Raw genomic sequence first — 228 nt, 5'->3', positions numbered from 1 at the left:
GGGTAGGGAAATCTATCGCTTGTTTTTTTACATGCCTGTCGTAACCAGTTCGGTATCGGTGGGGGTCATCTGGATGTGGATACTGAATGGTGAATTTGGCATTTTAAACCACTTGTTGCGAGCGATTGGCATTGCAGGCCCGATGTGGCTTACCGATACGCATTGGGTGATCCCGTCGATTGCTCTACTTAGCATATGGCTGGGACTGGGATACAACATGGTCATTTT

Annotated in this window: 1 pseudogene; it reads left to right on the top strand. The window is 47.8% G+C overall.

Annotation, left to right across the window (positions count from 1 at the left end):
- A pseudogene (locus A372_RS32630) lies at nucleotides 1-228 on the top strand (sugar ABC transporter permease); the annotation flags it as partial.

Origin of the sequence: Paenibacillus sp. OSY-SE, from assembly GCF_000283315.1 — a bacterium.
GTDB lineage: Bacteria > Bacillota > Bacilli > Paenibacillales > Paenibacillaceae > Paenibacillus_B > Paenibacillus_B profundus.
The sequence above is the reverse complement of the archived record's forward strand: the minus strand, read 5'-3'. Positions and strand labels throughout refer to the sequence as shown.